The organism is Sphingomonas sp. SRI_018, from assembly GCF_057586275.1.
In genome coordinates this window covers 104,782-128,563 of record NZ_JBYCZO010000005.1, presented here as the reverse complement: position 1 = coordinate 128,563, position 23,782 = coordinate 104,782, and the positions used below count along the sequence as shown (strand labels likewise).

The 23,782-nt window shown below is 68.7% G+C and carries 24 protein-coding genes, 3 pseudogenes and 1 riboswitch; of the genes and pseudogenes, 20 read left to right on the top strand and 7 right to left on the bottom strand.

Annotation, left to right across the window (positions count from 1 at the left end; translation table 11 throughout):
- The first annotated feature begins 105 nt into the window (after positions 1-105).
- From AC2YHA_RS18325 to AC2YHA_RS18315, 3 genes are read left to right on the top strand one after another with little or no spacing between them, the layout of a single operon-like run.
- Positions 106-1,002 (top strand): tetratricopeptide repeat protein, encoded by an 897-nt coding sequence (locus AC2YHA_RS18325; RefSeq protein ID WP_487402821.1) that lies wholly within the window; start codon positions 106-108, stop codon positions 1,000-1,002.
- The gene (locus AC2YHA_RS18320; RefSeq protein ID WP_487402765.1) at positions 999-1,604 is read left to right on the top strand and encodes an LON peptidase substrate-binding domain-containing protein; all 606 of its coding nucleotides are present in this window, start codon (positions 999-1,001) and stop codon (positions 1,602-1,604) included. Before AC2YHA_RS18325 ends, AC2YHA_RS18320 begins: the two co-directional genes overlap by 4 nt.
- Entirely contained in the window at positions 1,601-1,801 is a 201-nt protein-coding gene (locus AC2YHA_RS18315; protein ID WP_487402764.1) for a Trm112 family protein, read from the top strand. The genes AC2YHA_RS18320 and AC2YHA_RS18315 overlap by 4 nt, the downstream gene beginning before the upstream one ends.
- 123 nt (positions 1,802-1,924) lie before the next feature.
- On the opposite strand, the gene AC2YHA_RS18310 is transcribed toward AC2YHA_RS18315, so the two are convergent.
- On the bottom strand, positions 1,925-3,142 hold the full coding sequence (locus AC2YHA_RS18310) for a UbiH/UbiF/VisC/COQ6 family ubiquinone biosynthesis hydroxylase (protein ID WP_487402763.1): 1,218 nt from the start codon (positions 3,140-3,142) through the stop codon (positions 1,925-1,927).
- A 117-nt stretch (positions 3,143-3,259) separates the two neighbouring features.
- On the opposite strand from AC2YHA_RS18310, the gene AC2YHA_RS18305 reads away from it, so the two are divergent.
- From AC2YHA_RS18305 to AC2YHA_RS18290, 4 genes are all read left to right on the top strand, one after another.
- Positions 3,260-5,560: an FtsK/SpoIIIE family DNA translocase gene (locus AC2YHA_RS18305; RefSeq protein WP_487402762.1), complete on the top strand. Its 2,301-nt coding sequence runs from the start codon at positions 3,260-3,262 to the stop codon at positions 5,558-5,560.
- The gene (locus AC2YHA_RS18300; protein ID WP_487402761.1) at positions 5,560-5,760 is read left to right on the top strand and encodes a putative signal transducing protein; all 201 of its coding nucleotides are present in this window, start codon (positions 5,560-5,562) and stop codon (positions 5,758-5,760) included. Before AC2YHA_RS18305 ends, AC2YHA_RS18300 begins: the two co-directional genes overlap by 1 nt.
- A gap of 766 nt (positions 5,761-6,526) precedes the next feature.
- Complete coding sequence (locus AC2YHA_RS18295) at positions 6,527-6,865, top strand: P-II family nitrogen regulator (protein ID WP_233784826.1); 339 nt, start codon at positions 6,527-6,529, stop codon at positions 6,863-6,865.
- Positions 6,866-6,890: 25 nt separating this feature from the next.
- Positions 6,891-8,201 (top strand): ammonium transporter, encoded by a 1,311-nt coding sequence (locus AC2YHA_RS18290; protein WP_487402820.1) that lies wholly within the window; start codon positions 6,891-6,893, stop codon positions 8,199-8,201.
- Between the two features lie 53 nt (positions 8,202-8,254).
- Here AC2YHA_RS18290 and AC2YHA_RS18285 read toward each other — a convergent pair whose 3' ends face one another.
- Together AC2YHA_RS18285 and rpoZ are read right to left on the bottom strand one after the other, a co-directional pair.
- On the bottom strand, positions 8,255-9,058 hold the full coding sequence (locus AC2YHA_RS18285; RefSeq protein WP_487402760.1) for a carboxylesterase family protein: 804 nt from the start codon (positions 9,056-9,058) through the stop codon (positions 8,255-8,257).
- A gap of 215 nt (positions 9,059-9,273) precedes the next feature.
- Positions 9,274-9,618, bottom strand: coding sequence for a DNA-directed RNA polymerase subunit omega (gene rpoZ, locus AC2YHA_RS18280; RefSeq protein WP_233784824.1), 345 nt, complete (start codon positions 9,616-9,618; stop codon positions 9,274-9,276).
- Positions 9,619-9,733: 115 nt separating this feature from the next.
- Between rpoZ and AC2YHA_RS18275 the strand changes: the two genes are divergently transcribed.
- The 4 genes and pseudogenes from AC2YHA_RS18275 (at position 9,734) to AC2YHA_RS18260 (ending at position 12,792) form a co-directional block, all read left to right on the top strand.
- Positions 9,734-10,897 (top strand): phospholipase D-like domain-containing protein, encoded by a 1,164-nt coding sequence (locus AC2YHA_RS18275; RefSeq protein WP_487402759.1) that lies wholly within the window; start codon positions 9,734-9,736, stop codon positions 10,895-10,897.
- A gap of 105 nt (positions 10,898-11,002) precedes the next feature.
- Positions 11,003-11,488, top strand: a complete 486-nt coding sequence (locus AC2YHA_RS18270; RefSeq protein ID WP_487402758.1) for a hemerythrin domain-containing protein — start codon at positions 11,003-11,005, stop codon at positions 11,486-11,488.
- Positions 11,476-12,093: pseudogene (locus tag AC2YHA_RS18265) on the top strand (UdgX family uracil-DNA binding protein); the annotation flags it as partial. The gene AC2YHA_RS18270 and the pseudogene AC2YHA_RS18265, both read left to right, overlap by 13 nt.
- Before the next feature lie 60 nt (positions 12,094-12,153).
- Positions 12,154-12,792, top strand: a complete 639-nt coding sequence (locus AC2YHA_RS18260; protein ID WP_233784821.1) for a DedA family protein — start codon at positions 12,154-12,156, stop codon at positions 12,790-12,792.
- On the opposite strand, the gene AC2YHA_RS18255 is transcribed toward AC2YHA_RS18260, so the two are convergent.
- The 4 genes and pseudogenes from AC2YHA_RS18255 to AC2YHA_RS18240 all read right to left on the bottom strand — a co-directional run bounded on the left by AC2YHA_RS18255 (position 12,779) and on the right by AC2YHA_RS18240 (position 17,877).
- The gene (locus AC2YHA_RS18255; protein ID WP_487402757.1) at positions 12,779-14,116 is read right to left on the bottom strand and encodes a cytochrome P450; all 1,338 of its coding nucleotides are present in this window, start codon (positions 14,114-14,116) and stop codon (positions 12,779-12,781) included. The two genes, AC2YHA_RS18260 and AC2YHA_RS18255, sit on opposite strands and share 14 nt — an antisense overlap.
- Positions 14,113-14,658 carry a DJ-1/PfpI family protein gene (locus tag AC2YHA_RS18250; protein WP_487402756.1) on the bottom strand — a complete coding sequence of 182 codons (546 nt, stop codon included), beginning with the start codon at positions 14,656-14,658 and terminating at the stop codon, positions 14,113-14,115. The genes AC2YHA_RS18255 and AC2YHA_RS18250 overlap by 4 nt, the downstream gene beginning before the upstream one ends.
- Positions 14,582-14,815: pseudogene (locus AC2YHA_RS18245) on the bottom strand (DJ-1/PfpI family protein); the annotation flags it as partial. The gene AC2YHA_RS18250 and the pseudogene AC2YHA_RS18245, both read right to left, overlap by 77 nt.
- 19 nt (positions 14,816-14,834) lie before the next feature.
- Positions 14,835-14,916, bottom strand: a riboswitch (ZMP/ZTP riboswitch).
- A 48-nt stretch (positions 14,917-14,964) separates the two neighbouring features.
- Positions 14,965-17,877 carry a M16 family metallopeptidase gene (locus AC2YHA_RS18240; RefSeq protein ID WP_487402755.1) on the bottom strand — a complete coding sequence of 971 codons (2,913 nt, stop codon included), beginning with the start codon at positions 17,875-17,877 and terminating at the stop codon, positions 14,965-14,967.
- A gap of 267 nt (positions 17,878-18,144) precedes the next feature.
- On the opposite strand from AC2YHA_RS18240, the gene AC2YHA_RS18235 reads away from it, so the two are divergent.
- The 9 genes and pseudogenes from AC2YHA_RS18235 to AC2YHA_RS18195 all read left to right on the top strand — a co-directional run bounded on the left by AC2YHA_RS18235 (position 18,145) and on the right by AC2YHA_RS18195 (position 23,781).
- Positions 18,145-18,942, top strand: coding sequence for an aspartyl/asparaginyl beta-hydroxylase domain-containing protein (locus tag AC2YHA_RS18235; RefSeq protein WP_487402754.1), 798 nt, complete (start codon positions 18,145-18,147; stop codon positions 18,940-18,942).
- Positions 18,943-19,151: 209 nt separating this feature from the next.
- Positions 19,152-19,727, top strand: coding sequence for a NifU family protein (locus AC2YHA_RS18230; protein WP_233786486.1), 576 nt, complete (start codon positions 19,152-19,154; stop codon positions 19,725-19,727).
- Positions 19,728-19,750: 23 nt separating this feature from the next.
- Positions 19,751-20,344 carry a malonic semialdehyde reductase gene (locus AC2YHA_RS18225; protein WP_487402753.1) on the top strand — a complete coding sequence of 198 codons (594 nt, stop codon included), beginning with the start codon at positions 19,751-19,753 and terminating at the stop codon, positions 20,342-20,344.
- Complete coding sequence (gene tsaB, locus AC2YHA_RS18220) at positions 20,331-20,957, top strand: tRNA (adenosine(37)-N6)-threonylcarbamoyltransferase complex dimerization subunit type 1 TsaB (RefSeq protein WP_487402819.1); 627 nt, start codon at positions 20,331-20,333, stop codon at positions 20,955-20,957. The genes AC2YHA_RS18225 and tsaB overlap by 14 nt, the downstream gene beginning before the upstream one ends.
- On the top strand, positions 20,954-21,439 hold the full coding sequence (locus AC2YHA_RS18215) for a GNAT family N-acetyltransferase (protein ID WP_233784816.1): 486 nt from the start codon (positions 20,954-20,956) through the stop codon (positions 21,437-21,439). Before tsaB ends, AC2YHA_RS18215 begins: the two co-directional genes overlap by 4 nt.
- A 104-nt stretch (positions 21,440-21,543) precedes the next feature.
- Positions 21,544-21,960, top strand: coding sequence for a Ros/MucR family transcriptional regulator (locus AC2YHA_RS18210; protein ID WP_233784815.1), 417 nt, complete (start codon positions 21,544-21,546; stop codon positions 21,958-21,960).
- 148 nt (positions 21,961-22,108) lie between these two features.
- Positions 22,109-22,531 (top strand): Fur family transcriptional regulator, encoded by a 423-nt coding sequence (locus AC2YHA_RS18205; RefSeq protein WP_233784814.1) that lies wholly within the window; start codon positions 22,109-22,111, stop codon positions 22,529-22,531.
- 80 nt (positions 22,532-22,611) lie between these two features.
- Positions 22,612-23,394: pseudogene (locus tag AC2YHA_RS18200) on the top strand (lysophospholipid acyltransferase family protein); the annotation flags it as partial.
- Positions 23,386-23,781, top strand: a complete 396-nt coding sequence (locus AC2YHA_RS18195) for a DUF7079 family protein (protein ID WP_487402818.1) — start codon at positions 23,386-23,388, stop codon at positions 23,779-23,781. The pseudogene AC2YHA_RS18200 and the gene AC2YHA_RS18195, both read left to right, overlap by 9 nt.
- Position 23,782: the final 1 nt, after the last annotated feature.

The following is a 23,782-nucleotide window of genomic DNA, read 5'->3' as shown; positions in this document are numbered from 1 at the left end:
CTCCGGGACGGGCGCAAGTCCCGAAAAGGCTTGCCCGATCCGCCTCCCGGCCCACATAGGCGCCTTCGAGGTCGAAAGGAGCGCCGATCCGTGGCTACGCTAGGTCTGTCCCCGCAGGAGAAGGATGCCGTCGAGGCGTTCCGCCGCGACGTCGTCGAGCCGTCGATGACCAAGCTGGTCATCATCGATTTCTGGGCGGAATGGTGCGGACCGTGCAAGGCGCTGGGGCCGGTGCTGGAGAAGGTGGCGGCCGATTACGCGTCCAAGGGCGTGGTGCTCGCCAAGATCGACGTCGACGCGAATCAGTTCATCGCCGCGCAGTTCCAGGTCCGCTCGATCCCGACCGTCTATGCGATGTTCCAGGGCCAGCTCGCCGCCGACCTCACCAACGCGCGCACCGAATCACAGCTCAAGGCGATCCTCGACCAGCTGTTGCGCCAGCTGCCGATCCAGAGCGACGATTCGCAGCAGGAGGCCGAGCTCGAGCCGCTGATCGCGATGGGCGAGGAGGTGCTGGCGGGCGGCGATTCGGCACGCGCTCTGTCGATCTTCGAGCAGCTTGCCGAGATGGCGCCGGAGCATCCCGCGGTGATCGCCGGCCGCGCCCGGGCGCTGGTCGGCCAGGGCCGGCTCGACGAGGCGGAGGCGGCGCTCGCCGACCTGCCGGAGGAGGTGGCGAAGAGCGCCGAGGTGGCCCGTGCCCGCTCGGCGATCGATCTCGCCAAGGTCGCCGAGCCGGTCGACGACCTCGCCGGCCTTGCCGCCGAGGTCGCCGCCAACCCCGACGATTTCGACGCGCGCATGCGCCTTGCCGGCGGGCAGATGGCGGCCGGCGACCGCGACGGCGCCGCCGACACGCTGCTCGCGCTGGTCGCGGCCGACCGGGAGTGGAACGAAGGCGCCGCGCGCAAGCAGCTGCTCCAGCTGTTCGAGGCGGTGGGGCTGGAGGATCCCTGGGTCGCCGCCCAGCGCCGCAAACTTTCCGCGATCCTGTTCGGGTGAGCACGCGGCTGACGATCTTCCCTCTCGCGGGGGCGATCCTGTTTCCGCGGATGCTGCTGCCGCTCCACATCTTCGAGCCGCGCTACCGGGCGATGGTGACCGATGCGCTGGCGCGAGACCGGCGGATCGGGATGATCCAGCCGCGCGCGGCCGGCAACCCGCCGCCGCTGTTCGACATCGGCTGCGTCGGCCGTATCACCGATGTCGAGGCACTGCCCGACGGGCGCTTCGACATCGTGCTGGAGGGATTGGCGCGCTTCCGCCTGCTGCGCGAGCTCGATGTCGCGACGCCGTTCCGCCAGATCGAGGCGGAGCTCGAGGCGCCGGGCGAGGCGGAGGCGCTGGCGCCGGTCGAGCGCGCCGCGATCGAGAGCGAATCGCGCCGTTTCGCCGACGCGCAGGGCTATGCGGTCGACTGGGAAGCGGTCAGCCGGCTCGACGACGAGAGTCTGATCAACGGCATCGCCCAGATCGCGCCGTTCGATCCCGCCTCCAAGCAGGCGCTGCTCGAGGCGGCGACGCTCAGCGAGCGGGCGCGGCTGATCGTTCAGCTCATGGCGTTCTTCGGCCGCCACGACGAGGATTCGGGGACGCTGCAATGACGGTGACGGTCGACCCGTGGCTGCTCGAACGCCTCGTCTGCCCGGTGACGCGCACGCCGCTGCGCTGGGACGAGGCGGCGGGTGAGCTGGTCTCCGATGCGGCCGGCCTCGCCTATCCGGTGCGCGACGGCACGCCGGTGCTGCTGGTCGAGGAAGCGCGGACGGTCGCGGATCAGAGCCTGTCCGATCGAGATTGAACCACCGTCATTCCCGCGAAGGCGGGAATCCATTCTGGCTGGCCCTGGTGGGTCTCACGACATTCAGCGACAATGGATTCCCGCCTGCGCGGGAATGACGATTCAATCTTTGACGGACAGATTCTAGGCCGTCAGTCCCTGCAACAGCTTGGGCACCTCGCCGCTCTCGCCGCGCGCTTCGGCCATGAAGCGGTCCTTGAGCGGCGGCAGCGCCTGCACTGCGGACAGGCCGAGCCGGCGCACCGCGCTCGCGGCCCTGCCGGGGATGCCGAACAGGCGGGTGAGCCCGTCGGTGGCGGCGGCGACCATGAAGGTGTCGAGGCTGCGCCAGCGCTCGTAGCGCGCGAGGAGCTGCGCGTCGCCGAGGTCGAGCCCGAGCCGCTTGCCGTCGACCAGCACCTCGACCAGCGCCGCGACGTCGCGGAAGCCGACGTTGACGCCCTGGCCGGCGATCGGATGGATGCCGTGCGCTGCGTCGCCGACCAGCGCGAGGCGTTCCGCGGTGATCTTTGCCGCATGGTGGAAGCCGAGCGGATGGCTGAACCGCTTCGTCAGACGCAACAGTTCGCCGAGCACGCCGCCCATCTTCCTCTCGCATTCGGCGAGGAAGCCGCGGTCGGACAGCTTCAGCATCCCCGGCGCCGTGTCGCGCCGCACCGACCACACGATCGCCGAGCGATGGCCGTGCTCGTCGTCGGTGAGCGGCAGGATCGCGAACGGCCCTTCGGGATAGAAGATCTCGAAAGCGATGCCGCCGTGGCTCTTCTCGTGGTGGAGCGAGGTGACCAGCGCGGCGTGGTCGTAGCTCCAGCGCGCGACCTTGAGGCTCGCGGCGTCGCGCGTCGGCGAATTACGTCCCTCCGCGCCGACCAGCAGCGGCGCCGCGACCTCGCTGCCGTCGCTCAGCGTCGCGCGGACGCCATGGGCGTCGCGCGTCACCTGGACGGCCCGCGTCTTCATGCGAAGGTCGAGCCGCGGCGCCGCCTCGGCCGCCCCTATCAGCGCCGCGCGCAGCCGGCGGTTCTCGAACATTACGCCGAGCGCACCTTCGTCCGCGTCGGGCACGAAATCGAGCCCGCCCGGCGCGAGGCCATCGCTCACCCGGATATGCTCGATCGGGCAGCCGAAGCCGGCGAGCCGCTCGCCGACGCCGATCGCCTCCAGCATCCGCATCGGTGCGCTGGCGATCGCGGAGGCGCGGCCGTCGAAATCGGCGGCAAGCACCGCGGCCGGATCGGCCGGATCGACGATGATCGCGCTCAGCCCATGCGCATCGAGCGCGACGCCGAGCGCGCTCCCGACCAGACCGCCGCCGAGGATGAGGACGTCCGCACGCTCCATGACGCTGCCCTAGCCCGGCTCGAGGCCGCTGCCAATGGCGCTGCCTTGACGTCGAGTCCACGGGGGAGGACAATAGGAGAACGCCGATGGTCGGCGACGTTCCCGGGGGACAGGACGATGGCAACCCGCGCGGCACCCTTTCTGTGGCGCGACACGATGAAGGCCGGCGCGCGGCGCTCGGGCGCGATGATCGGCGCGCTAGCGCTGCTGGTCGCGCTCGTGCTGCTGGCGCTTGCCCTCGGCAGCTATCATCCGGGCGACCCCTCGCTCAACACCGCCGCGGGCGGGCCGGTGCGCAACCTGATCGGCGCGCCGGGGGCGATGATCGCGGACCTCATGCTCGCGCTCGCCGGGCCGCCGGTGGCGCTGATGCTGCCGCCCGTGCTGGTGATCGCGCTGAGATTGTGGCGCGGCCGCCCCGTCGGGCGCTGGGTGGCGATGCTCCGCAACTGCGCGATCGCCGTCGCGCTGATGGCGACCGCGCTCGCCTTCATCTCCAGCGCCTCGGTGCTGTGGCTGCCGGCGGGCTATGGCGGCATCGCCGGGCTGACCATCGCCGATCTCTGCAAATGGGCGATCCGCCTGATCGGCAACGAGACCGCCGAGATCTGGACGATGCGCCTGGTGGGCACGTTGTTCGGCATCGCCGGTGTGGTGATCTGGGCGCGCGCCGTCAACCTGGAGCTGCCAGAGCGCCGTCTCGCGCTGCCGAGCTTCCGCCGTGAGGCGCCTGCCGACGAAGCGCCGATAGAGCGGGTGATCGCCGAACCGACGCCCAAGCCGCAGCCGCGCAAGCCCGCCGCGCCGATCGACAAGCCGGCCCCGGTGATCGCCGACCGCACGCTCGCGCCGTCGCTCGCCAAGCCCAAGGCGGAGCAGGGTTCGCTCGATTTCCGCGACAACTACCGCCTGCCGCCGCTCGACCTGCTGAAGCCGGCGCCGGCGGGCACCAAGGCCGCGGTCGACAAGGCCGCGCTCGAGCGCAACGCGCGCCTGCTCGAGAGCGTGCTCGACGACTTCAACGTCAAGGGATCGATCGTCGAGGTTCGCCCCGGCCCGGTGGTGACGATGTACGAGCTCGAGCCCGCCGCCGGCATCAAGGCGAGCCGGGTGATCCAGCTCGCCGACGACATCGCCCGCAACATGAGCGCGATCTCGGCCCGCGTCGCCACCATCCCCGGCCGCAGCGTGATCGGCATCGAGCTGCCCAACGCCAAGCGCGAGGCGGTCAACCTGCACGAGCTGATCGGCAGCCAGAGCTTCGCCGACCAGTCGGGCGGCCTGCCGCTCGTGCTCGGCAAGAACATCGCCGGCGATCCGGTGGTCGCGGACCTCGCGCCGATGCCGCACCTGCTCGTCGCCGGCACCACCGGCTCGGGCAAGTCGGTGGGGCTCAACTGCATGATCCTGTCGCTGCTCTACCGGCTGACGCCGGACCAGTGCCGGCTGATCATGATCGACCCCAAGATGCTCGAGCTCAGCATCTACAAGGGCATCCCGCATCTGCTCGCCGACGTCGTCACCGATCCGCCCAAGGCGGTGCGCGCGCTCAAATGGGCGGTCGAGCAGATGGAGGAGCGCTACCGGATGATGGCCTCGGTCAACGTCCGCGGCCTCGCCAGCTTCAACGAGAAGGTGAAGGCGGCCAAGGCCAAGGGGCAGAAGCTCGGCCGCCGCGTCCAGGTCGGCTACGATCCCGACACCGGCAAGCCGATGTACGAGGAGGAGGAGCTCGACCTCGTCCCGCTGCCGCAGATCGTGGTGATCGTCGACGAGCTCGCCGACCTGATGATGACCGCGGGCAAGGAGGTCGAGTTCCTGATCCAGCGCCTCGCGCAGAAGGCGCGCGCGGCCGGCATCCACCTGATCATGGCGACGCAGCGCCCCTCGGTCGACGTCATCACCGGCGTGATCAAGGCGAACCTGCCGACCCGAATCAGCTTCCACGTCACCAGCAAGATCGATTCGCGCACCATCCTCGGCGAGCAGGGCGCCGAGCAGCTGCTCGGCAAGGGCGACATGCTCTATATGCCGGGCGGCAAGGGGGTCGCGCGTGTCCATGGTCCCTTCGTCAGCGACGAGGAGGTGCAGGCGGTCGCCGACTTCTGGCGGTCGCAGGGCGAACCCGATTACATCGACGCGGTCACCAACGATCCGGAAGGCGACGACGGCTTCGCGATGGAAGGCGGCCCGTCGGGCGACGACAGCCCCGAGGACCAGCTCTACCGCCGCGCCTGCCAGCTCGTCGCCGAGAGCCAGAAGGCCTCGACCTCGTGGCTCCAGCGGCAGCTGCGCGTCGGCTACAATTCCGCCGCGCGCCTGATCGAGCGGATGGAGAAGGACGGGCTGGTCTCGCGCCCCGACCATGTCGGCCGGCGCGAGGTGCTGATGGACCCGGACGGGCGGCCGCTTTCCTGATGAGTCTCGTCGAGCTCGGCCGCTACGACCGCAACCTCGCGCATCTGCTGGTGGGCAGGCTGGAGTCGGAAGGGATTCCGGCGGTCGCCTTCGACGGCGGCGCCTCGATCGCGGACGGCAGCTGGCTGCTGATCCCGGTGCGGGTGATGGTCGACGAGGACGATCTGGACGCGGCGCGCGGGATCGTCGGTGCGGACTAGCCCGTAGGCACACAAGGCGGAAGATCGGCAAGCGTCCCGGTTGCAGACGTTCGCCCCAGTTATTCGACGCGCGCCGATAGGCCTCGGACAGCCACAGAGAACGAAGCGACCGATGCGAGAAACACCGCGACGAGAGCCGCAAGAAACAAATATCCCTGCGTGGTGACGGTAATGGCTGGGCCCATCAAGGAGTGCGATAGCAGCCACAACTTGATGACTATCATCGCCAACCAAATTAGCGTTATGAATGACAAGGAAATGGAGATCGCTGCGATAATTTTGTAGCGCATGCGGAATCTTTCAGTTGGCCTTTTAGGCGACGAACGATAATCGCGCAGAGTGGGTTATCAAGAGTTTTCCCAGCTGGCGGACGGCAGTTCTCCACCAATTCGGCCGCTCCAGCCCGACGACAGGGTCGAATGCTCGCTCCATTCATGAGTTCGACCTGGCTTGGCATTACCCCGGCAAGGTCGATGATCGTCGCTCGAAAACGGAAATCGTGCCGGATGCGTTCCGGTATTCATGACCGGCGAACGCCGAGGCTTGAGCCGCAGTGGACTCCAGCCCAAGGCCGGGAGTGACAGACGCCGGATCGCTTCCCGCAATCCGCTCCAACTGCCCGATTCTTAGGCAGCTCCTTCGCGCCTGCACAAAAATTTACCGCGCGTTGACAATTTTCGATCCCCTGTAACCGTTTTCCTGCCCCGAAATTGCTCTGGCACGCCCCTTGCGAGGCATTTCCTTGCGACTGCGCAAGGGGGTGCCAATGAAATTGGTCATCGCGATCATCAAGCCATTCAAGCTCGACGAGGTCCGGGAAGCTCTCACCGAGGCCGGCGTCGCGGGCATGACCGTTACCGAGGTCAAGGGGTTCGGCCGCCAGAAGGGCCAGACCGAGATCTACCGCGGGGCGGAATACAGCACGAACATGGTGCCGAAGCTCAAGATCGAGGTGGTCTGCGCCGCCGACCTCGCGCCCAAGGTGGTGGAGGCGATCCAAGCCTCGGCCAACACCGGCGCGATCGGCGACGGCAAGATCTTCGTGCTCGATGTCGGTCAGGCCGTGCGCATCCGCACCGGCGAGACCGATGAGACGGCGCTCTGAGATGAAGGGGGGAACGATGAAGCAGATGTTGAAGTTTGCCGCGGCCCTGGGCGTCGGCGCCGTGCTGGCGCATCCGGCCTTCGCCGCCGCGCCGGCCGCACCGACGGTGAACAAGGGCGACACCGCCTGGATGATGACCTCGACCGTCCTCGTCCTGATGATGATCCTGCCGGGCCTGGCGTTGTTCTACGGCGGCCTCACCCGTGCCAAGAACATGCTGTCGACGATGACGCAGATCGGCGCGGTCGCCTGCCTCGCCATGCTGATCTGGGTGATGTGGGGCTACACCATGGCCTTCGGCGATGGCGGCAACGACTTCATCTCCGGTTTCGGCAAGGCGTTTCTCGCCGGCATCACGCCCGATTCGACCGCGGCGACCTTCACCGCCGGCGTCGCCATCCCCGAATATGTCTTCATCTGCTTCCAGATGACCTTCGCCGCGATCACCATCGCGCTGGTGCTGGGATCGGTCGTCGAGCGCATGAAGTTCTCGGCGGTGATGGTGTTCGCCGCCGTCTGGCTGACGATCGTCTATTTCCCCGTGGCGCACATGGTGTGGGCGTCGGGGGGCCTGTTCTTCAAGATGGGCGCGCTCGACTTCGCGGGCGGCACGGTGGTGCACATCAACGCCGGCGTCTCGGCGCTGGTCGCCTCGCTGATCCTCGGCAAGCGCATCGGCTATCCGACCGAGCGGATCGTGCCGCACTCGCTGACGCTGACCGGCGTCGGCACCGGCCTGCTTTGGGTGGGCTGGTTCGGCTTCAACGCCGGCTCGGCGCTGGAGGCGAATGGCTCGGCAGGACTCGCGATGATCAACACCTTCGTCGCCACCGCCTCGGCCGGCCTGTTCTGGATGCTGGCGGAGCGCGTCAACGGCCACAAGGGCTCGGCGCTCGGCTTCTGCTCGGGCATCATCGCCGGGCTGGTCGCGGTGACGCCGGCGGCGGGCAACTCGGGTCCGTTCGGCGCGATCGTGCTGGGCGCGGTCGCCTCGGTGATCTGCTTCTATGCGGTGTCGGTGCTGAAGCCGAAGCTCGGCTACGACGACGCGCTCGACGCGTTCGGCATCCACGGCATCGGCGGCATGATCGGCGCGGTCGGCACGGCGATCGTCTATGCGCCGTCGCTCGGCGGCCCCGGCAAGCCCGATTTCGCGATCGGCGGCCAGATCGTCACCCAGCTCGCGGCGGTGGCGACCACCATCGTCTGGGCCGCGATCGGCACCGTGATCGCCACCTATGCCGCCAAGGCCCTGACCGGTCTGCGCGTCGCCCCGGAAGTCGAGCGCGAAGGCCTCGATCTCGGGGAGCACGGCGAGCGCGCCTACAACTATTGACGAGGTTCCTCCTGCGGACGACTGGGCCGGCGGGTCATTCCGCCGGCCTTTTTTTACTTGCCGGAGGCCGCCGTCGAGCCGCGCCGCTGCGCGAACAGCCAGGCGGGGAGCTTGGGGTCGTCGAACCCGGGATCCCAGCTGTTGTGGTCGACGCCGGGCAGCTCCTTATAGTGGACCGCGGCACCCGCCGCCTTGACCGCCGCCGCCATCTGCCGCGAATCCTCGACCGGGACGACCGTGTCGGCACCGCCATGGATGATCCACACCGGCAGCCGCGCGATCCGCCTGGCCATCGCGGCATAGGGATCGGGCTCGGAGGCGGGGACGAGCGGCTGGTAGGGGCGCAGCGTGATCGGCTTGACGAAGCCGCACACCACCACGATCGCGGCGAAACGGTCGGGATCGTCATAGGCGAGCGCCCAGGTGCCGTTGCCGCCCATCGACAGCCCCGCGACATAGACGCGGTCGCGATCGGTGCGGAACTCGCGCTCGGCCGCCGCCAGCGCGGCCAGGGCGATATCCTTGCTGTTCTGCCACAGCCGGTCCTTCGGCACCTGCGGGAACACCACGATCGCCGGCCAGCGCTCGACATGCTTGCGGATGGCATGGCCCAATCCGACGTCGGTCTGGAGCAGCCCGTCGCCGCCGCGCTCGCCGGCGCCGTGCAGCGCGAGGATGATCGGCAGCTTCTCGCCCGGGCGATAGCTGCGCGGCACATAGACCTGGTAGACATGGCGTACCCCCGCCACCGTCACCGCGCGATCGAGAAAGCCGGTCTCGCGCGCCTCGGCCGTCGCGGGCGCCAGCCATGCCACCAGCGCCAACAGCGCCAACAGCGCCAGAACCATTCGCCGCATCGTCTCTCCTCCCTCGCTTTCGCCGCACGCTAGTCGGTCATGCGGATACGAAAAAGGCCGGAGCGATGCCCCGGCCTTTCTACATTTCGTTCCCTAAGCCGTCGCGGCGAACTAAGCCGTCGCGGCGAAGCCGCGCCGTCGGTCGGGCTCATGCCCGCCGGCCGGCACTCGGCTTGACCCTCGCCAACGCTCGCGCGTTAGCTCGGGCCTCGTGCTTACCCGTCGTAATCCCCGCCGACGTTCTGGTTGCGCGGCGGCGCGGCCGCGGTGAGGCGCAGTGCCTCGGCCGACGCGGCGAGGCTGCCGATCTCGTCGGGCGCTTCCTCGTCGTCGATCTGCACCTTCTGCATGCTCGAGACGAGCGCTTCCTCAAGCTGGTTCGGGGTGACCGACTGCTCGGCAATCTCGCGCAGCGCGACGACCGGGTTCTTGTCGCGGTCGCGGTCGAGCGTCAGCTCGGCGCCGCCGGAGATCTGGCGCGCCCGCTGCGCAGCCAGCAGTACCAGGTCGAAACGGTTCGGGATCTTGTCGACGCAATCCTCGACGGTGACGCGCGCCATCCAGCACTTCCTTGGGCAAACGGTGTTCGGGAAAGGCGCTGCACCTAGGGAGTAGGGCCGCGGGAGTCAAGGAAAACGGCTTGCCGAGCGCCGCCCGCTGCCCCAAATCGGCGGCGTGGCCGCGCCTTTGATCCAGCCGACGTTCGAGGTCGAAGGCAATCGCCTGACGCTGCTCGACACGGGCCCTGGCCGGCTGGAGGCGCTGATCGCACTGATCGACGGCGCGCGCGAGAGCGTGCGGCTGCTCTTCTACATCTATGTCGACGATGCCGCCGGCGCGGCCGTTCGCAACGCGCTGATCCGCGCCGTCGGGCGCGGGGTGAAGGTGTCGCTCACCGTCGACGGGCTCGGCAGCGAACATGCCGCACAGCGCCATTTCTTCGCCCCGCTGGTCGCGGCGGGAGTGGACGTGTGCCGCTTCGTGCCGCGGCTCGGCCGGCGCTACCTGCTGCGCAACCACCAGAAGCTCGCCATCGCCGACGAGAGGATCGCGATCATCGGCGGCTTCAACGTCCAGGACAGCTATTTCGGCACGCCGGCCGAGCAGGCATGGCGCGATCTCGGCCTCGTCGTAGACGGTCCCGCGGCGCAGCGGCTCGTCGGCTATTACGACGCCCTCTCGCGCTGGGCGCGCCGGCCGAAATCCTCGCTCCGCGCGCTCCGCCGCATGCTCTCGACCTGGAGCGAGCCGGCCGGTCGCGCGCGCTGGCTGCTCGGCGGGCCGACGCGGCGGCTCTCGCCCTGGGCGCGCGTCGTCAAGAACGACATCAACGCCGCGCGTCGGGTCGATATCATCGCCGCCTATTTCGCGCCCAGCCCGGCGATGCTGCGCCGGCTCGACAGGGCGAGCCAACGTGGCCGCGTGCGCGTGGTGCTGCCGGCCAAGAACGACCACCCGGCCGCGATCTGGGCCGCGCGCTTCACCTATGCCGGCCTGCTCAGGAAGGGCGTCGAGATCTATGAGTACCAGCCGACCAAGCTCCATACCAAGCTGTTCGTGATCGACGACATCGTCCACATCGGCTCGGCCAATTTCGACATGCGCAGCCTCTTCCTGAACCTGGAGCTGATGCTCCGGATCGACGACCCCGCCTTCGCCGCGCATGTCCGCGCCTATGTCGACGGCGAGGTGGCGGATTCGGAGCGGATCACGCCGGAGCTCCACAGCGCGCGCACCGGCTGGTGGACGCGGACCAGGCAGTTCGCCGCTTGGTTCGTGATGGCGGTGCTCGATCCCGAAGTGACGCGGCGGTTGAGCTTCGGCAGCGACCGGAGCTGACCTTCGGTGAGATCGGTGCCGGCCCGCAACTGTTCCAGCTTGCAAACGAATCGCAACTGAAACCCACCGGGCTTCTCGCCGGTTGGCGCCGGGAGGAGAGGCATGATGGCCGAAGCCAAGATCTTCCGCGACCTGAAGGCGGACCATGACAAGCAGCGCAAGATGCTGAAGGCGCTGGGCGAGCTCCAGGGTGATACCAAGAAACGCAAGACACTGTTCGAGGAATTCCGCCTCGAGCTCCAGAGCCATGCCGCCGCCGAGGAGGAATCGCTCTATGCGGAAATGCTCGCCGATCCGAAGCTGCGCGAGGACGCCCGCCATTCGATCGCCGAGCACAAGGAGATCGACGACGTCCTGGGCGAGATGATGGAGCTCGACTTCGCCTCCGACGAATGGACGGAGAAGTTCTTCCACATGCGCCGCCGCTACGAGCATCACATCGACGAGGAAGAGGAGGAGATGTTTCCGGCGGCCGCCAAGCGGTTCGACGATCCGACCGAATATGAGCTCGCCAAAACCTATGAGGAGCGCAAGCCTGAGGAGCTCGAGCTGGCCAAGGATAACCTGCCGGGAAGCGACGAGCGCGAATGAGCGTCGGCGGCAACATCGCCGCGGCCTGGACGGCGCTGCGCGAAGAAGCCTCCGGCTGCACGCGCTGCGACCTCTACAAGGATGCGACTCAGACCGTGTTCGGCGAAGGCCCGCTCGACGCGCGGCTGATGTTCGTCGGCGAGCAGCCCGGCGATCAGGAGGACCTCGCCGGTCGGCCGTTCGTCGGCCCGGCCGGCCAGGTATTCGACCGCGCGCTCGCCAGCGCCGGGGTCGAGCGCGACCGGGTCTACGTCACCAACGCGGTCAAGCATTTCAAGTTCGAGCGCCGCGGCAAGCGCCGCATCCATTCCAAGCCCAACGCTGGCGAGATCACCGCCTGCCGCTGGTGGATCGAGCGCGAATCGGCGCTGGTGAAGCCCGAGATGACGGTCGCGCTCGGCGCCACCGCGGCGCGATCGATGATCGGCAAGGCGGTGACGATCACCAAGGCGCGCGGCGCGCCGGTTCCGCTCGCCGACGGCAGCGAGGGTTGGGTGACGATCCACCCCAGCTTCCTGCTCCGCATCCGCGATCGCGCACAGGCGGAGGACGAGTTCGGCCGCTTCGTCGAGGACATCAGGCTGGCGGCGGCGCGGCTGAAATAGCGGCCGGACGGCGCGTCGGGGGACTAGGCAAGCGGCGCGGCTTCGGCCACCAAGCCGCGCATGGTGGAACAGATCCTCGGCTGGCTCGCCGGCATCGTCATCGCGGTCATCGAAGCGACCGGCTATCTCGGCGTCCTCATCCTGATGGCGATCGAGAGCGCCTGCGTGCCCCTGCCCTCGGAGCTGGTGATGCCCTTCGCGGGCTATCTCGTCTCACTCGGCAAGATGAACCTGTTCGCCGCCGCCACCGCCGGCGCGCTCGGCTGCAACCTCGGCTCGGTGATCGCCTACGAGATCGGCAAGCGCGGCGGCCGGCCGGTGATCGAGCGCTGGGGCAAATATCTGCTGATCGGTCCCGACGAGCTCGACGCCGCCGACCGCTTCTTCCTGCGCTGGGGCCGCTCGGCAGTGTTCGTTGGTCGCCTCCTGCCGGTGATCCGCACCTTCATCGCCTTTCCCGCCGGCGTCGCACGGATGCCGCTCATCCCGTTCCACCTCTACACCTTCGCCGGCAGCTGGCCCTTCTGCTTCGCGCTGACCTGGGTGGGGATGAAGCTCGGCGAGGCGTGGCACACCGATCCGCGGCTCAAGGAAGCTTTCCATTCGGCCGATGCGGTGATCGGCGTGGTGCTGGTGGTGGTGGTCGGCGGCTACATCTGGCACCGCGTCCGCAGCATCCGCCGCTCTAGCAAGGGCTGACGTCGAGCCACAGCCCGCCCTGCGGCCGCAGCGTCACCGTGCCCAGCGGCTCGACCGGCCGGCCCGGGATCGGGGCATAGCGGCGCGCCGCCAGCCAATGGGCGAGGATCACCAGCGCCTCGGTGATCGCGAAGCGCATGCCGACGCAGGTCCGCGGGCCGCCGCCGAACGGGATGTATTGGAAGCGATGGCGCTCCGCCTCGCGGCCCGGCGCGAAGCGGTCGGGATCGAAGGCGTCGGGATCGTCCCACAGCCGCCGGTGCCGGTGGATCAGCCACGGCCAGATCGAGACGATGTCGCCCTTGCGCACGACCAGCTCGCCAAGTCGGTCATCGTCCGCCGCCTCGCGGTCGAAGCGCGGCGCCGGCGGATAGAGCCGCAGCGCCTCGTCGAGGATGCGGCGCAGATAGGGCAACCGCTCCGGTAGCGTCGCGACGTCGCCAGCCAGCGCCGCCATCGCTTCCATCCGCGCGCGGTCCTGCACCTCCGGCACGTTAGCGATCAGGTACATGCTCCATGCCAGCGCATTGGCGGTGGTCTCGTGCCCGGCGAGGTAGAAGGTCGCGGCATTGTCGATCGCGAGCTGGGTCGCCTGGACCGGCGGGAAGCGCTCGTGCAGCGCCCGGATGATGCCACCCAGGAAATCGTCGCCGCCTTCGGGCCCGCGCTCGCGCACGATCGCGGTAAGCGTGGTGCGCAGGAAGCGACGTCCGGCATGGCCCGCGCGGATCCTGGAGGAGAAGCCGATCGCCGGCAGGCCGAGGATCGCCGACATGCGCACCGCACCGGCCGCCTCGAGCGCGGCCGTAATGTGGCGGCTCGCCGCCGGCGTCACCAGCCGGCGATCGCCGGAGAACAGCGCCTCGGCGATGATCGTCATCGTCGCCTCGGTCGCGGCGGCGGCAATGTCGATCGTGCCGCGCGCGGGCCATTCCGCCATGCGCCGCTCGGCAGCCTCCGCGATCAGCGGGGTGAGCGCCGCCACCGCCCCCGGCGCGAAGCTCGGCGCCACCATCCGCCGCTGCTGGCGCCACAGCTCGCCGTCGGCGGTGAGCAGCCCCTCGCCGATGATCGGCGCGATCAGCCGCTTGACCACGCGCGGCTTCACATAATTGGCGGCATTGCCGAGCAGCACGCGCTCGACCGCATCGGGATGGCGCGGGAAATGGATCGTCAGACCCATCAGCCGACGAGTGATCGTCCAGTCCTCGAATGCGCGATGCGTCCAGCCCGCGACGGCGTTGCGCGATCGCTCGCCGAAGAAGGCGGTCCAGGCGGGCCGCAGCCGATCGGCGCGCGGCGGATGGGCGGGGACGAAGCTCATGACGTCATTCGTTCTGCGATCGCCTTCACCTTCTCGGCCCGGCCGGGGGCATGGGCCTCCACCATCGCATGATAGCGCGCCAGCGTCTCCGGCGCGGCGCGTTCGGGCGAGCCGCTGTCGAACGGCGGGGCGGGGTCATATTCGAGGCTGAGCTGGACGAAGCGGGCGTGGTCCTCGCCGCGGATCGCGGCGGTCAGGGCGAGGGCGAAGTCGATTCCCGCCGTGACTCCGCCGCCGGTCACGCGGTTGCGGTCGAACACCACCCGTTCCGCCACCGGCTCGGCGCCGAACCAGGCGAGCTGGTCGCGCGAGGCCCAATGGCAGGCGGCGCGATAGCCGCGGAGCAGCCCTGCCGCGCCGAGCAGCAGCGATCCGGTGCAGACGCTGGTGACCCAGGTCGCGCCGGCCGACCTGCCGCAGCCAGGCGAGCGTCGCTTCGTCCTCCATCGCCGCGACCGTGCCGAAGCCGCCGGGGACGCACAGGATATCCGCCGCCGGCACCTCGTCGAAGGTGGCGGTCGGCAGCAGCGCGAAGCCGGCATCGGTCGGCACCGGATCGCGCGTCTTCGCGACCAGCGCGATGCGGGCACCGCCGAGCCGCGAGAGCACCTGTGCCGGGCCGGTCAGGTCGAGCTGGGTGACGCGCGGAAACAGCAGGAAGGCGATGGTCACCGGATCTGGGGTGATCGGCTCGGGCATGGCAGTCCTCCTCATGGCAAAGGGGTGCCCAGGCGAGCGGCGTCCGGCGCCGCGCGCTTCCCGATGGTGCTCCATCCGAATCGCCAGTCACGCGCGGCCTGGCCGGGAGCTTAGCGCGATCGGCGGCGGGGCTGAACCCCGCCCGCCGCTTACTGCCCGCCCGCGCTCTTGCTCGCTGCCATCGCCGCGGCCGCCTGAGGCGAGCCTTCGGGCAGCACCACCAACGTCCAATCCTTGTCGGGGCGCAGATATTTGGCCGCAAGCGCCTGGATCTCCTGCGGTGTGGTGCCCGCCAGGTCGCTGGCGAGCGTATCGACCGCCTTCAGCCGGCGCGGGTCGAGCGTGCCGCCCTCGGTCTGCTCGAGCCAGAACATGTTGCCGGTCGAAAAGCGCATCATCTGCTGCGCGATCGGCAGCAGCGCGCGCTTCAGCTCGTCGGCGTCGACCGGCTTCGCCGCCAGGTCCGCGGCGATGCCGCGGGCGAGCTCGAAGAAGAAGCCGGTCTTGTCGGGCGGCACCATGCCCATCGCCATGACGCGCCCGCCGCCCGGCATCCCGACCGGCCATTGCGAATCGACGTTGGGGGTGTAGCTCATCCCCGCCTTCATGCGCAGCTGGTTGAGCAACCGGTCGCGGAACACCGCGGCCAGCACGTCGAGCCGCCGGCCCTCGCCGACGCCTTCGATCCCGCCGCCGGTCGGCCAGGCGATCACCGCCGCCGCCTGGGTGTCGCGCCCGCCATGGGTGCGTACCACCGGATTGGCGACATGCGCCGGGAACTTGGCCGCAGGCGCCACCGCCGGGGCGGGCTTGCGCGGCTTGAGCGCGCCGAAGCTCCTCGCCATCGCGTCGATCGCGGCATCGGCCTTGACGTCGCCGAACACCTGCACCTCGATCGGCCCTTCGGCGAGCAGCGGCGCCCACAAGGCGCGGAAGCTCTCGGGGGTGAGCTGGTCGATCTCCTCGCGCGAGGGCGTGCCCCAGCGCGGGTCGCCAGCATGGAGCAGCCCGTCGAGATCGCGCGCGAGCACGCCGTCGGGCGATGCGCCGAGCGCGGCATAGCTCGCCAGCAGCGCCGCCCGCGCCCGTGCCACCGGCTTGGGGTCCCAGCCCGGCGACTGCAGCTTGGCGGCGAACAGCCGGAGTTGGTCGGGCAGGTCCTCGGCCGAGGTGGTCGCGCCGACCACGAAGGCGTCATCGTCGGTCGCGAAGTCGTAGCCGATCCGGCGGCCGCCGGTGAGCCGGTCGATCTCCTCCTGCCCCATCTTGCCGATCCCGCTCGGCATCAGCGCGAGGTCGGCGGCGAAGGCCGGCGTCGGCCGGTCGGAGGGCAGCGCGGTCAGGCCGCGGCCGAAGCGCACGCGGACGTAGACGCGGCTCACCTCCGAGGGGTTCTCGAACAGCAGCATGGTCACGCCGTTGGCGAACTCGATCCGCTCCATCTTGGGATCGGCGAGCGCGACGGTGCGGCTGACGACCTTCCCCTTCGGCCCGAATTTCGGCAGCTTGTCGAAGCTGACCTTGGACAGGCGGGCCGCGGCCTCGGCGGCGCCCTTGACGTCGGTCTTGAGCGCCGCCGCGAGCTCGGCGGCAGCGTCCTCACCGGGGGTGGGGCTGTTGATCACCGCCCGCAGCGCGGTGCCGGAGAACACCGCCTTCGCAGAGGCCTGCACCGCGGCGGGGGTGAAGAACTTCTTCTTCACCGCATCCTGGAAGATCGCGTAGCTCGTCGCCATGGTCGTGGTGGTCTCATGGATGTCGACCGCTTCGACCATGTCGTCGGCCTTCTTGGCGCCGGCCTCGACCTTCGCGCTCGCCACCTGGGCGCGCATGTTGGCGTCGATCTCGCCCACCTCGCGATCGATTTCGGCCTGGGTCGGCGGCGCGGCGATCGCGTCGGCGATGGTCTGGCGCACGTCGCCGAGCGCGGCCTTCCAGTCGTTGCCGAGCGGCAGGATGTTGACGAAGGTGATGTTTGCCGAACGCGACACGTCCTGCAGGTCGGTGCTCGCCTGGATGAAGCTGCCGCCGCCGCGCGCGCGCGATTCGAGGCGGCGGTTGACGATGCGGGTCGCGATCATGTCGACCATGCGCTTCTGGTTGAAGATGATGGTGTCGTCGCCGATCGTCCACGGCCGCACATAGGCCATCGACAAGAGCGGCGGCAGCGACGGCTCGACCAGGCTCGCCGTGGCGGGATCGGCCCCTGGAGCGGGCTTGCCGAAATCGGGGCTCGGCGTCGCCGGACCCTCGCCCTGCCAGGACGAGAAGTGGCGCTGGATCAGCCGCTCGGACGTGACCGGATCGATATCGCCGGAGATCACCACCACCGCGCGTTCCGGCCGATACCAGCGTTCCTGGAAGGCGCGCATCTTCGCCGGCGTGGCCGCCGTCAGCGTCTCGGGCTTGCCGATCGGCGAGCGCTTAGCGAGCAATTGGCCGGCGAAGAAGGTCTCGCGCGTGAGGTCGGCGAGCCGCATCTGCGGCCCCGGCTGCTCGCGCGCCTCGGCCAGCACCACCGGGCGCTCCGAATCGAGCACCGCCTGGGTCAGGCTGGGCCGGTCCATCATGTCCTCGAGGATCTTGAGGCTCTCGTCGAGATTGGCCTCGGTCGCCGAGGGCAGGTCGATCTTGTAGACCGTCTGGGTGAAGCTGGTGCTGGCGTTGGTGTCGGCGCCGAAGGTCGCGCCCATCCGCTGCCAGATCCGCATCGCCTCGCCGTCCGCGACATGCTCCGAGCCGCGGAAGGAGAGATGCTCGATGAAATGGGCGTAGCCGAGCTCGTCATCGTGCTCCATCAGCGATCCCACGTCCATGCGGATGCGAATCGCGACCTGCCCCGGCGGCACCCCGTTCCGCCGCACGGCATAGCGCAGGCCGTTGGGCAGCACGCCGAAGCGCCACTCGGGGTCGGGCGGGATGTCGCTGCCCTTGTAGAGCCAGCCGGGCTGCGTCTGCGGCGCCGGCAGCGGGGCATGTTCCTGCGCCGGGGCGGCAATGGCGGCGGCGAGCAGGGGAAGCGCGACGAGCGCCGGGCGGAGCACGCGGGGGAACCAAATCATCGCCGCCGATTTAGCTGGCTTCGTCATCTCCCGCCAGCGTCACTTGCCGCACCGGTGAGGCGACTGGTTGGCGGTGGCCGGGAGGCTGCCGTCGCGCTGCCATGATTTTGACCCAAGTCGCGCCTAGCGCCCCCCTGTGCCGAGATCGCTGCGCCAATGAGGGCCAGGGACCTGCGATCCGGCCAAGTTCAGCCGTTGTGGGCGAGTATTATGAACGTAAAGCTTGAAGAGTCGGAGCCCGCTGCCCGGGCGGGAACCGGAGATCGCGTGCCCTCGCGCATTCCCGACATCACCGCCGTCTCGGGTGCGCCTGCCGACTCGCGCCGACTGGAAAAGGCACGCGGCCGGCCATTGATCGTGCAGCTCGGCAAAAGGTTGCGCGGTCCGTTCGACCGGGTGATCGCCTCCTCGTCGCTGGTGCCGAACGATCCGGTGCTCGACGTACGGGACTTCCCCTGGACGGCGGAGCTGCGCGCCAATTGGCAAACAATCCGCGACGAGGCTGTCGCGGTCGCGCTCCAGGGCGGCGTGGCGCCGAGCCTGGCGACGATCTCGCCCGATCACCGCGCGATCGCCGAGGTCAACATGTGGAAGTCCTTCTTCCTGTGGGGCTACGGCTATCCGATCGAGGAAAATCTCGCGCAATGCCCGGCGACCGCCGCGCTGGTCGAAAAGATTCCCGGGCTCAACAGTGCCTTCTTCTCGATCCTCGAGCCCGGCACCCACATTCCCGCGCACCGCGGCGTCACCAAGGGGCTGATCACCTGCCACCTCGGCCTGATCGTGCCGCACGACGGCGACGTCAGGATGCGCGTCGACGAGCGGATCGTCCGCTGGGCGGAGGGGGAGACCTTGGTGTTCGACGACACCTACGACCATGAGGTGTGGAACGACACCAGCGGCACCCGCGTCGTTCTGCTCATCCAGTTCGAGCGGCCGCTGCGCCAGCCCGGCAAATGGTTCGCCGACCTGTTCCTCAACGTCGCGCGCCGCTCCGCCTTCGTTCAGGAAGCGCGGGAGAATATCCTGAGCTGGAATGCGGCACTGAAGGCGATGGATGTCTGAAGGCCAATTCGAATCGTCATTCCCGCGAAGGCAGGAATCCATTGTCGCCGAAGGTCATGAGATTCACCGCGGTCAGCCAGAATGGATTCCCGCCTTCGCGGGAATGACGACGCCCCAAACTCAATCGGACAGCTTCCAACGGACGCCGTGCCCCTGACGTTTCGGCCTTGCTCCTTGATCGCGCGCCCACGCGGGCCCAAATGCACGTCATGCTGATCGAGACCGAAGCCACGCCCAACCCGGCGACGCTCAAGTTCCTGCCCGGCCGCACGGTGATGGAGGCCGGCACCCGCGACTTCGCGACGCCCGAGGAGGCGGCCGCCTCGCCGCTCGCCGAGGCGCTGTTCGACCTCGGCGACGTGACCGGCGTGTTCTTCGGCCGCGACTTCGTGTCGGTGACCGCCGCGCCCGGCGTCGAGTGGCTCGACCTCAAGCCCGACGTGCTGGCGGTGCTGCTCGATCATTTCTCCGCCAACATGCCGTTGTTCCGCCCCGGCTCGGCCGCCGGCATCACGGTGCCGCCCGAGGGCGCCGAGTTCGCCGATAATCCGGAGGACGCCGACATCGTCGCGCAGATCCGCGAGCTGATCGACACGCGCGTGCGCCCTGCGGTCGCCAACGACGGCGGCGACATCGTCTACCGCGGCTTCGACCAGGGCAAGGTCTATCTCCAGATGCAGGGTGCCTGCTCGGGCTGCCCCTCGTCGACGGCGACGCTGAAGCAGGGTATCGAGCAGCTTCTCAAATATTATGTCCCCGAAGTGACCGAAGTCCGCGCGGTCTGATCTTTGGGGCGGGGGAGAATTTCATGGGACAGCCGCTCGACGATGCCGGGCTCGACACGATCTTCCGCACCGCGCGCACCTATAACGGCTATACCGACGCGCCGGTCACCGAGGCGGACATCCGCCGCATCTACGACCTGCTCAAGCTGGGCCCGACCTCGGCCAACCAGCATCCCGCGCGCTTCATCTGGCTGCTGAACCAGGAAGGGAAGGACAGGCTCGCCGAGCTCGCGAGCCAGGCCAACGCCCCCAAGATCCGCAAGGCGCCGGCGACGGTGATCATCGGCATGGACATGGAGTTCCAGGAGAATCTGCCCTGGCTCTTCCCGCACGCGCCCGACGCCAAGAGCTGGTTTCCCGAAGGCGAGATGCGCTTCAACAATGCCTTCCGCAACTCGTCCCTGCAGGGCGCCTATCTGCTGATCGCCGCCCGCGCGCTGGGCTTCGATACGGGGCCGATGTCGGGTTTCGACAACGCCAAGGTTGACGCAGCCTTTTTCGCGGACCAGCCGAGCGTCCGGTCCAACTTCATCGCAACATTGGGACATGGCGACCCCTCCACCATTTTCGAACGCCTCCCCCGCCCTGAATTCGAGCAGTTCAATCGCGTCCTCTGACCTGATCCTCGCCATCGAGACCGCGACCGCAGCCTGCTCGGTCGCATTGATCGTCGACGGTGCGGTCGCCGCTGCGCGTCACGAGGTGGTCGGCCGCGGCCATGCCGAGCGGCTGGTGCCGATGATCGCCGAGCTGCCGGGCGAGGGTCGTGCCGCGCGCATCCTCGTCGATTGCGGTCCCGGCAGCTTCACCGGCATCCGCGTCGGCCTGGCCGCAGCGATCGGGCTCGGCATCGGCTGGGGCGCCGAGGTCCGGGGTTTCTCGTCGCTCGCGCTGGTCGCCGCGGCCGGTTTCGCGGCGCGCCCGGGCCTCGGCGAGCTTGCCGTGGTGCTCGAAGGCGGCCACGGTGAAGTGTTCATGCAGAGTTTCACCCATCCGCTCGCCGAAATCGACGCGCTCGCCTCGCTGCGCCCGGAGGCGGCGCTCGCCAGGCTCGCCGGGCGTCGCGCCGTCGGCAACGGCGTGCGCCATCTCGCCGCGCTCGATTCCTCGCTCGACCTTGTCGAGGCGCTGCCCGATGCAGCGCAGGCCATATTGCTGCCGCCGACCTTCGCCGCGCTGCCGCCTCGGCCGATCTATGGCCGCGCACCGGATGCCGTCGCCAAGCCATGAGCGCGAAGCTGATCGATCTGCGCGCGGGGGACGCCACCGACCTGCCCGAGGTGTCGGCGCTGATGGCGGACGCGTTCGATCCGCGTTTCGGCGAGGCGTGGACGCTCAACCAGTGCCTGGGAATGCTGAGCCTGGCGGGCGTGTGGCTGACGCTCGCTTATGATCGGGGCCGGTTGGCGGGCTTCGCGCTCGCCCGCGCGGTCGCGGGCGACGGCGAGCTGCTGCTGCTCGCGGTGCGGCCGGCGAAGCGCGGCCACGGCATCGGCGCGGCATTGCTCCGAAGCGTGATCGCCGATGCCGAAGCGCGATCGGCGACGCGGCTCCATCTCGAAGTCCGCGCGGGCAATGATGCGGTGAATCTCTATCGTGCTAATGGTTTCGCCAAGGTCGGCGAGCGACGCGATTATTATCGCGGCATTACGGGCCAGTCGTTCGATGCGCATACCTATGCGCGGGAACTGTCGGTCAGCCGAGTCGGCTAATCGTAGTAAGCAACGATTGCGCTTGCGTTCGCTCGCAAATCGTCCGAAAGGCGCCCGGCAGGGGCTGTTGGTGCAATACATATACGGGGACCAAGGAAACGACCATGGACAATACGAACGATCTACAGGAAACGCTGGTCACGCTGACCGCTGATATTGTCGCTGCGCACGTCAGCAACAACAGCGTCGCGGTTTCCGATCTTCCGCTGCTGATTCAGAACGTCCATGGCGCGCTTTCGGGCCTCGGCACCCCCGCTCCCGCTCCCGAGGTCAAGCAGGAGCCGGCGGTTTCGATCCGTTCGTCGATCAAGCCGGACTACATCGTGTGCCTCGAGGACGGCAAGAAGCTCAAGATGCTGAAGCGACACCTGATGACGCACTATCAGATGACCCCGGAACAGTATCGCGCCAAGTGGAACTTGCCGGCCGACTATCCGATGGTCGCCCCCAACTATGCCGAGCAGCGCCGTTCGCTCGCCAAGAAGATCGGCCTCGGCACCAAGCGCCGCAAGTCGCGCTGAGCGCCGTCTTCGTACGGATATAGAGAAGGGAGTCGGCCGTGCCGGCTCCCTTTTTTTCATCTGCGCCCTCCGCGCCGGAATCTGCTCCACAGCTTATTGCGAGTCGGTTGCCCTTCCTTCTCGCGCCCGTTCGCATTACATCGCTGTCATGGCGCGCAAGATCGATCTCGAAGCTCTCTGTCACGAAAAGGGACTGCGCATCACCGAGCAACGCAAGGTGATCGCCCGCGTCCTGTCCGAGGCGGAGGACCATCCCGACGTCGAGAAGGTCTATGAGCGCGCCTCGGCGATCGATCCCGGCATCTCGATCGCGACGGTCTACCGCACCGTGCGGCTGTTCGAGGAGGCGGGCATCCTCGACCGCCACGACTTCGGCGACGGCCGCGCCCGCTACGAGCCTTCGCCCGAGGCGCATCACGATCACCTGATCGACGTCGAGACCGGCCGCGTGATCGAGTTCGTCGATCCCGAGCTCGAGCAGCTCCAGAAGCAGATCGCGGAGAAGCTCGGCTTCCGCCTGGTCGATCACCGCATGGAGCTCTACGGCGTCTCGCTCGACCGCAAGAGCTGAGCGCTGTTCGGTCCGGCTGTGATCCGGTGACGCTCAGCCCCGAGGCCCGGCTCGCCGCTCTCGAGGGCCGCCCGCCGCCGATCGACGCGCTGGGGTGGTGCCGTGTCGGCTTGCGCGCCGCGGGACTGGTCGGCGGGCTGATCCTGTGCGTGCCGCTCCACTATCTCTGGCATTTGCTGCGGCTCGGTTCGCCATGGCCGCGCATCTTCCTCGGCTGGGCGGCGCGGATCGCCGGCGCGCGCGTGACGCGGGTCGGCGTGCCGCTGAAGCGCGACGTCTTCTACATCTCCAATCACCTGAGCTGGGTCGACATCCTGGCGATCGCCGGCGCCTCGGGCTCGGCGTTCGTCGCCAAGGCCGAGATCCGCGACGCGCCGGTGGTCGGCTGGCTTGCGCGGCTCAACCGCACCGTCTTCGTCAGCCGCGAGGATCGGATGGGGGTCGCCGAGCAGATCAATCAGCTGAAGGATGCGCTTTCGGAGAATTGGTCGGTCACCGTCTTCCCCGAAGGCACCACCACCGACGGCCGCTCGCTGCTCCCGTTCAAGACGCCGATGCTGCGCGTACTGGAGCCACCGCCGCCCGGAGTGATGGTCCAGCCGGTGATGCTCGAATATGGCGCGGTCGGCGAGGAGATCGCCTGGATCGGCGTCGAGGCGGGAATTGACAACGCCAGGCGGCTGCTGTCGCGCAAGGGCAGCTTCTCGCTCCGGGTCCATTTCCTCGAGCCCTTCCACCCGCGCGACTTCCCCGGCCGCAAGGCGATCGCCGCCGAGAGCCGCCGCCGCATCGAAGAGGCGCTGGTCGCCGCGCTTGGCGAGCCGCTGCGGCCGTTCCGCTACGATGTCGCCTCGGTGCGCTACGAAGCGGCTCTGCCGCACCTTGACGAGATCGAGCGGAGCAGACGGCTTCCGGTCTGGTCCTCGCTGTCCGATCTGTTCCTGGACACAGACGTATCGCTGCTGCGTGATACGAATGCCCGCGTGCTGGCGGACAGCCCGTATACGATCAACCAGATCGAACGCATCTTCCTGGACGAAGTAACGCCGGCCTGTTCGTTCAACTTGTCGGCTGTCGCTGGCGAATGGTCGGGGTTCGGCGAGCAATGGCTTGCCGAGCGCATCATCGCCGTGCGCGTCCGGCCGGGTAGCGGCAAACCATATGCTCCTGTCGAGGCGGAGTGGCGTGCTCTGCGTGATGAAGTCCTTCGCCTTCGCGGGTCCGCCTCGCTGGTGTCTTCGGGCAGTTAGC